The following is a 10,375-nucleotide window of genomic DNA, read 5'->3' as shown; positions in this document are numbered from 1 at the left end:
GACCCCGCTCCGCAAACGCCGGAGGGGCTGAAATCCAGACCCGCGCCCCGTCAGGGGCGCGGGGAACTGCGCGACCAGCCCCCACGCGCCTGCAGCAGACGAATCAGCCGAATCAGCCGATCCGGTCCAGAACAATCGGCGTCGCCGAGAAGTCCGCCCCCGCCGGGGCGATGTCGAACCCGCCCTCCAGGGACTGGAGCGCGTACTCAAAACGCTCCGGCGTATCCGTGTGGAGGGTCAGAAGAGGAGCTCCGGCCACGACGGAGTCGCCCGGCTTGGCGTGGAGTTCGACGCCCGCGCCCGCCTGGACCACGTCCTCCTTGCGCGCCCGCCCGGCGCCGAGCCGCCACGCGGCGACGCCGACGTCGTACGCGTCGAGGCGGGTGAGGACGCCCGACGACGGGGCGGTGACCACATGCCGCTCCCGCGCCACCGGCAGCGCCGCGTCCGGGTCGCCGCCCTGCGCCGCGATCATGCGGCGCCAGACGTCCATGGCCGAACCGTCCGCGAGCGCCTTCGCGGGGTCGGCGTCCTTCAGGCCCGCCGCGTCGAGCATCTCGTGGGCGAGCGCGAGGGTCAGTTCGACGACGTCCGCCGGGCCGCCGCCCGCGAGGACCTCGACCGACTCCCGGACCTCAAGCGCGTTGCCCGCCGTCAGGCCGAGCGGGGTCGACATGTCCGTGAGCAGGGCCACCGTGCGGACGCCGCTGTCGGTGCCGAGCCCGACCATCGTGGCGGCCAGTTCCCGGGCGTCGTCCAGGTTCTTCATGAAGGCGCCGGTGCCGACCTTGACGTCGAGGACGAGCGAGCCCGTGCCCTCGGCGATCTTCTTGGACATGATGGAGGAGGCGATCAGCGGGATCGCCTCGACGGTGCCGGTCACGTCCCGCAGCGCGTAGAGCTTCTTGTCGGCGGGGGCGAGGCCGTCACCGGCCGCGCAGATGACCGAGCCGACGCCGTCGAGGACGTTCAGCATCTCCTCGTTGGAGAGCAGCGCACGCCAGCCGGGGATGGCCTCCAGCTTGTCCAGGGTGCCGCCGGTGTGGCCGAGGCCCCGGCCCGAGAGCTGCGGCACGGCGGCGCCGCACGCGGCGACCAGCGGGGCGAGCGGCAGCGTGATCTTGTCGCCGACACCGCCCGTGGAGTGCTTGTCCGCCGTGGGGCGGGAGAGCGAGGAGAAGTCCATCCGCTCGCCGGAGGCGATCATCGCGGCGGTCCAGCGGGCGATCTCCTTGCGGTTCATGCCGTTGAGCAGGATCGCCATCGCGAGGGCGGACATCTGCTCGTCGGCGACCGCGCCGCGCGTGTAGGCGTCGATGACCCAGTCGATCTGCTCGTCGCTCAGCTCGCCCCGGTCGCGCTTGGTGCGGATGACGGAGATGACGTCCATGGCAGTCCTTCCAGCAGTACAGCGGCGTACGTAGGTAGATATGCCGCGACTCTACGCGCATAGAGCCGGGAGCTGAAGGCGGCCCCGCACCCGAGATCTCCAAGGGGGCGGGGCCGGCGTTCAGTTGAGGTGCTGCGGTCCGAACGCGTCGGGGAGCATGTCGCCGAGCGTCCGTACGCCCGACGGGGTCTCCATGACGAGGTCGGCGCCGCCGAACTCGTACAGGAGCTGGCGGCAGCGGCCGCACGGCATGAGGATCTCGCCCTTGCCGTCCACGCACGTGAAGTGGGTGAGGCGGCCGCCCCCGGTGAGCTGGAGCTGGGAGACGAGGCCGCACTCGGCGCAGAGGCCGAGGCCGTAGGAGGCGTTCTCCACGTTGCAGCCGGAGACCGTTCTGCCGTCGTCGACCAGGGCCGCGGCACCGACCGGGAAGCCGGAGTAGGGCGCGTACGCGCGGGACATGGCCTCGCGCGCGGCTTCCCGCAGGGCGTCCCAGTCGGTGTCGGCGGCAGCGGTCGTCACTTGCCCTGTCCCTTTCGGTACGGCATTCCGTCCGCCTTGGGCATCCGGAGCCGCTGGGCGGAGAGCGAGAGGACCAGCAGGGTCACCACGTACGGCGTGGCGGTGACGACCTGGTTGGGCACCTCGTCGGTCAAGCCGTACCACACGAACATCAGCGCGGAGACGGCCGCGGTGATCACCGCGGGGATGTACCGCTTGCGCCAGGCGAGGTAGATCGCGCCGATGACCAGCAGGATCGCGAGGAGCAACAGGAGCGCGTGGACGTTGGTGCCGCCACCCCGGAGCTTCAGGCTGTCGGTGTAACCGAACAGGCCCGCGCCGAGCGCGAGTCCGCCCGGCATCCAGTTGCCGAAGATCATCGCGGCGAGGCCGATGTAGCCGCGCCCGCCGGTCTGGCCCTCCAGATAGATGTTGGAGGCGACGAGGGAGAGGAAGGCGCCGCCGAGACCGGCGAGGCCGCCGGAGATGACCACGGCCAGGTACTTGTACTTGTAGACGTTGACGCCGAGCGACTCGGCCGCGATCGGGTTCTCGCCGCAGGAGCGCAGCCGCAGGCCGAACGAGGTGCGCCACAGGACCCACCAGCTCAGCGGCACCATCGCGACGGCGATCACGGTGAGCGGCGACAGGTCGGTGATCAGACCGCCGATCAGGCCCGCGAGGTCGGAGACCAGGAACCAGTGCTTGTCGTTGAGGTCCTGGAGCCAGTCGGAGAGACCCGGCACGGAGAAGTCACCGAGCGAGTCGACGGGCGGCGACTGCTTCGACGTACCGCCCTCCTCGCCCTCGAAGGCGAAGGTGGCGAGGTAGCGGGTGGCGCCGAGGGCGAGGATGTTCAGGGCCACACCGGAGACGATGTGGTTGACGTTGAAGGTGATCGTGACGATCGCGTGCAGCAGACCGCCGAGCGCGCCGCCGACGATGCCGAAGAGGACGCCGACCCACGGGCCCCACTGGAAGCCCGCCCAGGCGCCGAACCAGGTGCCGAGGATCAGCATGCCCTCAAGGCCGATGTTGACCACGCCCGCGCGCTCGGCCCACAGGCCGCCGAGGCCCGCGAGGCCGATCGGCACGGCCAGCTTGAGGGCCGTGGACATCTGGCCGGTGGACGTGATGCCGTCCGCGCCGGTGATCAGGCGGACCACGGAGGTCAGCACCAGGACACCCGCGATGATCAGCAGCAGGACGGGGAGCGAGACGCGGCGGCGGCCCGGCGCGGGCTGCTTGGCCGGGGGCTTGGCGACGGTTGCCGAGCTCATCGGGCAGCCACCTCCTTCACGGAGTCGTTGTTGCCGTTGTTGCCGTTGTTGCCGTTCGCCCGGGCGGCGGCGGCCAGTTCCTCACCGACGCGGCGCTGCTGACGGCGCAGGCCCCAGCGGCGCACCTCCTCGTAGGAGACGACGACCGCGATGACGATCAGGCCCTGCATGATCACCGCGATCTCCTTGTCGTACGCCTCGGGCTGGGCGTAGTCGAGGGCGGGCGAGGCCTTGTCGAGGAAGGCCCAGAGCAGCGCCGCGAAGGCGATGCCGACCGGGTTGTTGCGGCCGAGGAGTGCGATGCCGATGGCGGTGAAGCCGAGGCCCGCGGGGAAGGAGAGGCTGTAGGTGTGGGTGTCGCCGAGCAGGATCGGCAGGCCCGCGAGGCCCGAGACCGCGCCGGAGATCAGCATCGCGCTGAGCACCATGCGCTTGGCGTTGACACCGGAGGCCGCGGCGGCGGACTCGGAGGCGCCGGTGGCGCGCAGGTCGAAGCCGAACCGGGTGCGGTTGAGGACCAGCCAGTACAAGACGCCCGCGAGCACCGCGATGATCACGAAGCCGTAGATCTCGCCGCCCGCGACCTTGATGCCGGGGAACCAGCCGGACTTCTCCATGACGCCGGTCGTCTGGTTGTTGCCCACCGGGACACCGAAGTTCTCGGTGAGGGTGAGGTAGGCGATGACGCTCGTCGCGATGGCGTTGAGCATGATCGTCGCGACGACCTCGCTGACGCCGCGGGTGGTCTTCAGGACGCCCGCGATACCGGCCCAGAAGGCGCCGGTCAGCATGGCGACCAGCATCAGCATCGGGATCTGGAGGAAGGACGGCAGCGCGAGGTGCGTGCCGACGACGGCGGTCACCATCGCGGCGAGGCGGTACTGCCCGTCCACGCCGATGTTGAACAGGTTCATGCGGAAGCCGATGGCCACCGCGAGTGCCGCCAGGTAGTACATCCCCGCCTGGTTGAGGATCAGGACCTGGATGTCGGAGAAGGTGGCCTGCTCCAGCATCAGGCTGTACGGCTCGATCGGGCTCTTGCCCGAGGCGAGCAGCACGACCGAGGTCAGCGCCACGGCCACGACCAGGGCGATGACCGGTCCGGCCACCGCGAGGAGCACGCGCTCCTTGTCGAACTTCTTCATCGGACCTCGTCCTCCTCGGAGCCGTCACCGGACTCGACGTGTTCCAGGTGACCGGAGGCGGCACCCGTCATCGCCGACCCCAGCTCCTCCGGCGTGATGGTGGCCGGGTCGGCGTCCGCCACGAACGTCCCGCGGTAGATCACGCGGAGGGTGTCGGAGAGGCCGATCAGCTCGTCCAGGTCGGCGGAGATCAGCAGCACCGCCAGGCCCTCGCGGCGGGCCTCGCGGATCTGGTCCCAGATCTGCGCCTGCGCGCCGACGTCCACGCCACGGGTGGGGTGGGCGGCGATCAGGAAGCGCGGCTTGTGGCTCATCTCGCGGCCGACGATCAGCTTCTGCTGGTTGCCGCCGGAGAGCGAGGCCGCCGTCACGTCGATGCCGGGCGTACGGACGTCGTACTCCTCGACGATGCGGCGCGTGTCGGCCTGCGCGCTCTTCAGGTCGAGCCAGAAGCCCAGCTTGCCGCCCGCGTTCGGCTTCTCGGTGACGTGCCCGAGGATGCGGTTCTCCCACAGCGGGGACTCCAGGAGGAGCCCGTGGCGGTGGCGGTCCTCGGGGATGTACCCGATGCCGTCCTCGCGGCGCTTGCGCGTGGGGTGGGCGGTGATGTCCTCGCCCGCCATCCGGATCACACCGGAGTCGGCGTGCTTGAGCCCGATGAGCGCGTCGATCAGCTCGGTCTGGCCGTTGCCCTCGACACCCGCGATGCCGAGGACCTCGCCCTCGTGGATCGTGAACGAGATGTCGTCGAGCAGCGCCCGCCCCGAGTCGCCCTCGGCCAGCAGCTTGAGGCCCTCGACCTCGACCATCGGCCGGTCGGTGACGGTGGACTCCGCCGTCTCGGGGGTGGGCAGTTCGCTGCCCACCATCAGCTCGGCGAGCTGGCGCGGCGTCGTCTCGGCGGGGACGGCCGTGCCGACCGTCGTGCCGCGCCGGATGACGGTGATGTCGTCGGCGACGGAGAGGACCTCGCCCAGCTTGTGGGAGATGAAGATGACGGACAGGCCCTCGGCCTTCAGCTCGCGCAGGTTGTCGAAGAGCGCGTCGACCTCCTGCGGCACGAGCACGGCCGTGGGCTCGTCGAGGATCAGCGTGGTGGCGCCGCGATAGAGGACCTTGAGGATCTCCACGCGCTGCCGGTCGGCCACCCCGAGGTCCTCGACGTAGGCGTCGGGGCGCACCCCGAGGCCGTAGCGCTCGGAGATCTCGGCGATCTTGCGGCGGGCGGCGCCGCCGATGCCGTGCAGCTTCTCGGAGCCGAGCACGATGTTCTCAAGGACGGTGAGCTGGTCGGCGAGCATGAAGTGCTGGTGGACCATGCCGATGCCGCGCACGATCGCGTCGGCGGGGCTGGCGAAGGCGACCTGCTCACCGTCGACGGTGATGGTGCCCTCGTCCGGCTTCTGCATGCCGTAGAGGATCTTCATCAGGGTCGACTTGCCCGCGCCGTTCTCACCGACGAGGGCGTGCACGGTGCCCTTGCGGACGGCGAGGCGGATGTCGTGGTTGGCCACGACTCCGGGGAAGCGCTTGGTGATGCCGACGAGTTCGACGGCGATGGGCGGAGGGTTGGTGGACGCGTCGATGGCGCACTCTCCTCGGGAACATGAGGGAAAGGGGCCGTCTACGCGCGCAGTGCCCCTGCTACTTGGTGCTGCTGGGTCCTCGTGGCTGCTGCTGAGGACGGCCCTCGTACGGACCGCGCCCGTACGGGGTGGAACCCGCTTGCGGCCCGCGCGAACGGGGCGCGGGATGACCCATCGTCCCCCACACCCCGTCGCGCGGAAATGCCGCTGTCGTCACACCGTCACGGCGTGGCCTTGACCTTGATCTTTCCGTCCTTGATGCCCGCCTCGGCCTTGTCGAGGGCGCTCTGGACGTCCTTCATCTTCATGAACTCGGGGTTGGACTCGGCGAGCGCGACACCGCCGGACTTGAGGTCGGCGCGGACGACGCCGCCCTTGGCGCTGCCGTCCTCGACGGACTTGGCCAGGTTGTAGACCGAGCCCGCGACGTCCTTGGTGGCCGACGTCAGGATGTACTTCTTGTACTTGGCGAGCGCGTCCTGCTTGTACTGGTCGGAGTCGACGCCGATCGCCCAGACCTTCTTGGCGGCGGCGGCCTCGATGACGCCCTGACCGGAGAGGCCCGCGGCGTGGTAGACCACGTCGGCGCCCTTCTCGATCTGGCCCTGGGCGGCCGTCTTGCCCTTGTCGGGGCTGGAGAAGCCGCCGTCCTCGGCCTTCTCCGTCAGGTACTGCTTGACGACCTTGACCTTGGGGTCGGTGTCCTTGACGCCCTGCGCGAAGCCCGCCTCGAACTTGTGGATGAGCGGGACGTCCACGCCGCCGATGAAGCCGACGGTCTTGGACTTGGAGGTCTTGGCGGCGGCGACACCAGCGAGGTAGGACGCCTCCTGCTCGCTGAAGACCAGGTCGGAGACGTTGTCGGCCTTGACGGTCTCGTCGTCCACGATGCCGAAGGTGGTCTTCGGGTACTTCGCCGCGACCTCCTTGATGGCGGGCGCGTAGGCGTAGCCGACACCGATGACGGGGTTGTAGCCCTGCTTCGCGAGCTGCGTCAGGCGCTGCGCCTTGTCGGCGTCGGACTCGCCGTCGACCGGCTCGACGGCCTTCTCGCCGGTCTTGAACTCCGCGGCGGCCTTCTTCATGCCCTGGGTGGCGGCATCGTTGAAGGACTGGTCGCCGGCGCCGCCGACGTCGTAGGCGATGGCGACGCCCTTGTTCTTGTCGTCCTTGCTCGCGGCGGCGTCGCTGGACGTGCCACCACAGGCGGAGACGGAGACGGCGAGGGCTGCGGTCGCGGCGCCCGCGACAGCTATTCGAGACACCCGGCGCATAGAGACGAACTCCTTGAGTCAAGCAAGCACATGCAGGTACGAGCGCCTCACCCGGCGCTGATTTCGCCGCAGCGTAACGCGCGTAGACCTCACATAAGAACCCTTCTGTCCGGTCCGTTATCGAGCTGTGGCCACGCGGCGTCCGAGGGGTGTCGGGGGCGCGAACACGCCAGAGGCGCCCCCCGTGACAGGGGGCGCCCAGGTGGCAGAGGACGTACTACGTACAACCCGGGACGGGGGTACTACGTACAACCCGGGGGTCCGCTGCGCCCCGCTCGGTCACGGCTCGGTCTTGACCTCGACCTTGCCGCTGATGACGTCCTTCCGGGCCTTCTCGACCGCGGCGACAACGTCCTTCATGGACCGGTACTCCGGGTTGGAGTCGGCGAACCCGACCCGGCCCGACTTGAGGTCGTAGCGCTGCTCGCCCTTCATGGGCTTGCCCTCGATGACCGACTTCGACAGGTCGTACACCGCGCCGCCGACGTCCTTGAGCGCCGAGCCGAGGATGTGCTCCTTGTACTTGGCGAGCGCCTTCTGCTTGTACTGGTCGGAGTCGACGCCGATCGCCCAGACCCGCTGGGAGCCCGCCTCCTGGATGACGCCCTGACCGGAGAGGCCCGCGGCGTGGTAGATCACGTCGGCGCCCGCCTCGATCTGTCCGCTCGCCGCGTTCTGTCCCTTGTCGGGGCTGGAGAAGCCGCCTTCCTCGGGTTTCTCGGTCAGATAGCGCTTCTCGATTTCGATCTTCGGGTCGACCGACTTCACGCCCTGCACGAATCCGGCCTCGAATTTATGGATGAGCGGAATGTCCACCCCGCCGATGAATCCGACGTGCCTGGCCTTGCTGGCCTTCGCCGCGGCCACCCCCGCCAGATAGGAACCCTGCTCCTCGTGGAACACGAGATCCACGACGTTTTCGGCCTTCACGGTGTTGTCGTCGATGATCCCGAACGTGGTCTTCGGATACTTCTTCGCGGCCGCCTCGACGGCCGGGGCGTAGACGAAGCCGACACCGATCACCGGGTCGTAGCCCTGCCGGGCGAGCTGTTCGAGGCGCTGGACCTTGTCGGCGCTCGACTCGCCGTCACCCGGCTCCATGTCCACGCCGCCGACCTTGAACTCCTTGCGGGCCTTGTCGTAACCGGCGAAGGCCGCGTCGTTGAAGGACTGGTCGCCCTGCCCGCCGATGTCGTAGGCGAGGCCGATGCCCTTGGCCTTGTACGAGGACGAGGCGGACCCCTTGCCGTCCTTGCCGTCGTCGTCGCTCGACGCCTCGCTGCTCGTCTTGCCGCACGCGGAGGCCGCGAGGGCGAGCGACGCCACCGCCACGGCCACTTGGGAAAGTTTCGATACACGACGCACAGGACGTACTCCTCACGTTCCCCAACGCACCGATGACGGCGTTGATTTCGGCGCACATTAACGCGCGTAGAAAGGGAGGGGAACGGGTTTCCGTACGGCCGTTACCTATTCGTGCCGAGCACCGGAGAGCTCGCGGTGATCGCGGTGCGGGCGGTGAAGTCGGGGGACAAAGGGACTTCTCTGCTTCTCTCCGTCCCCCGACTCAGGTCACATGCGTGCGGCGTCCAGGAGGGCGGCGGCCGTGAAGAGCTCGACGCCGACCGTGATCGCCGATTCGTCGGCGTCGAAGTCGCCCTGGTGCAGGTCGCGGACCTTGTGGTCGCCCGGCATGCGCACCCCGAGCCGGGCCATGGCGCCCGGCACATGCTCCAGGTACCAGGAGAAGTCCTCGCCGCCGAGGCTCTGCTCGGTGCTCTCCACCGAGAGCGGGCCGCGCCGGGCGACCATGGCGTCCCGCAGCAGATCGGCCGCGCCGGGGGCGTTGACCACGGGCGGGACGCCCCGGATGTAGTTGATCTCGCACTTCGCGCGGTACTGGTCGGCGACCTCCTGGACGGCGCCGTGCACCAGGTCCGGCGCCTCACGCCAGGTCTTCAGGTCCAGGCAGCGCACGGTCCCGGAGAGCTCGGCGTGCTGCGGCACGACGTTCGGCGCGTGGCCCGACTCGATGCGGCCCCAGGTCACCGAGAGCCCCGAGCGGGCGTCGACCCGGCGGCCGACGAGGAAGGGCACGTCGGTGGCGACCTTGGCCGCGGCCGTCACCAGGTCGGTGGTGAGGTGCGGGCGCGCGGTGTGGCCGCCGGGACCGTCGAGCGCGATCTCCAGGCGGTCGCAGGCGGAGGTGATCGGCCCGTGCCGCAGCCCGATCCGGCCCGCGTCGACCCGGGGGTCGCAGTGCACGGCGAGGATCTTGCCCACACCTTCGAGGACGCCCGCCTTGATGGCGTCGGCGGCGCCGCCCGGCAGCACCTCCTCGGCGGGCTGGAAGATCAGCCGCACCGGGAAGGGGAGCTGCCCCTTCGCCGCGAGCCCGGCGAGGACGATGCCGGTGCCGAGCACGACGGTGGTGTGCACGTCATGGCCGCAGGCGTGGGCGCGGTCGGGCACCGTGGAGCGGTACGGCACGCCGCGCTTGGTGTCGGGGATGGGCAGCGCGTCGATGTCGGCGCGCAGGGCGAGCATCGGGCGCACGCCGTCCCACTCCCCGATGTCGCAGACGAGGCCGGTCCCCGCGGGGAGCACCCGGGGCGCGAGGCCCGCCTCCTCCAGGCGGGCCTTGAGGGCCGCGGTGGTACGGAACTCCTGGTTGCCGAGCTCCGGGTGCATGTGGAGGTCACGACGGAAGGCGGTGAGCTCGACGCGCAGCGGTTCGGGCAGCGCGCCGGGAAGTGATTCCGCGGGAGCGGACTCCGTTCCTGACACGTCGTCGGACTCCTCTTCGGACGCACGGGACATCAGTTGGTTCACCCTCTGAAGGGTAGGGCTGGGCAACGGCCAACTGACCCACGATCAACAAAAGTTCAGCCCGTTAGGGGAAGAATTTCTGGCCTCGTGGCGCATGGCCGTCGGTCGGGATGGGTAAATATTTACGCCGCCACGCAGGATGCGCGGGCCGTCCGGTGCCTGTAAGGGCGACCTCCGCGGGCGGCGGCGGCCGGGCGGTCAGCGGAACGTAACAGACGGGGAGCGGCATGTGCCGCGCCGCGCCGTCGGTCGCACCTCCCTCTCTTCCGGCTCCCGGGTACCCGTTCCGGGACGATCTCACCCAGGGCCCCGCTACGCTCCGGGGATGACTGGCATCACTGACGGCACGCAAGGCGGCGGCACCGGGGGC

Annotated in this window: 8 protein-coding genes; all 8 read right to left on the bottom strand. The window is 69.8% G+C overall.

The genetic code is table 11. From position 1 onward, the window contains the following. Positions 1-112: 112 nt before the first annotated feature. The 8 genes from AB8Z36_RS18620 to AB8Z36_RS18585 all read right to left on the bottom strand — a co-directional run bounded on the left by AB8Z36_RS18620 (position 113) and on the right by AB8Z36_RS18585 (position 10,008). Positions 113-1,390 (bottom strand): thymidine phosphorylase, encoded by a 1,278-nt coding sequence (locus AB8Z36_RS18620; protein WP_369214458.1) that lies wholly within the window; start codon positions 1,388-1,390, stop codon positions 113-115. 120 nt (positions 1,391-1,510) lie between these two features. Next, a complete protein-coding gene (locus AB8Z36_RS18615) occupies positions 1,511-1,912 on the bottom strand; it encodes a cytidine deaminase (protein ID WP_369214457.1) in 402 nt (133 codons plus the stop codon). Continuing rightward, the gene (locus AB8Z36_RS18610; RefSeq protein ID WP_369214456.1) at positions 1,909-3,171 is read right to left on the bottom strand and encodes an ABC transporter permease; all 1,263 of its coding nucleotides are present in this window, start codon (positions 3,169-3,171) and stop codon (positions 1,909-1,911) included. The genes AB8Z36_RS18615 and AB8Z36_RS18610 overlap by 4 nt, the downstream gene beginning before the upstream one ends. Next, positions 3,168-4,316: an ABC transporter permease gene (locus AB8Z36_RS18605; protein WP_369214455.1), complete on the bottom strand. Its 1,149-nt coding sequence runs from the start codon at positions 4,314-4,316 to the stop codon at positions 3,168-3,170. The genes AB8Z36_RS18610 and AB8Z36_RS18605 overlap by 4 nt, the downstream gene beginning before the upstream one ends. After that, positions 4,313-5,902: an ABC transporter ATP-binding protein gene (locus AB8Z36_RS18600; RefSeq protein WP_440581946.1), complete on the bottom strand. Its 1,590-nt coding sequence runs from the start codon at positions 5,900-5,902 to the stop codon at positions 4,313-4,315. Before AB8Z36_RS18600 ends, AB8Z36_RS18605 begins: the two co-directional genes overlap by 4 nt. Positions 5,903-6,123: 221 nt before the next feature. After that, positions 6,124-7,176: a BMP family lipoprotein gene (locus AB8Z36_RS18595; protein WP_369214454.1), complete on the bottom strand. Its 1,053-nt coding sequence runs from the start codon at positions 7,174-7,176 to the stop codon at positions 6,124-6,126. Positions 7,177-7,455: 279 nt separating this feature from the next. Next, a complete protein-coding gene (locus AB8Z36_RS18590; RefSeq protein ID WP_369214453.1) occupies positions 7,456-8,541 on the bottom strand; it encodes a BMP family lipoprotein in 1,086 nt (361 codons plus the stop codon). 207 nt (positions 8,542-8,748) lie between these two features. Beyond that, the gene (locus AB8Z36_RS18585) at positions 8,749-10,008 is read right to left on the bottom strand and encodes a M20 family metallopeptidase (RefSeq protein ID WP_440581945.1); all 1,260 of its coding nucleotides are present in this window, start codon (positions 10,006-10,008) and stop codon (positions 8,749-8,751) included. Positions 10,009-10,375: the final 367 nt, after the last annotated feature.

Source organism: Streptomyces flavofungini (assembly GCF_041028215.1).
In the GTDB taxonomy this organism is placed as follows: Bacteria; Actinomycetota; Actinomycetes; order Streptomycetales; family Streptomycetaceae; genus Streptomyces; species Streptomyces flavofungini_B.
This window is presented reverse-complemented; position numbering and strand designations above follow the sequence as displayed.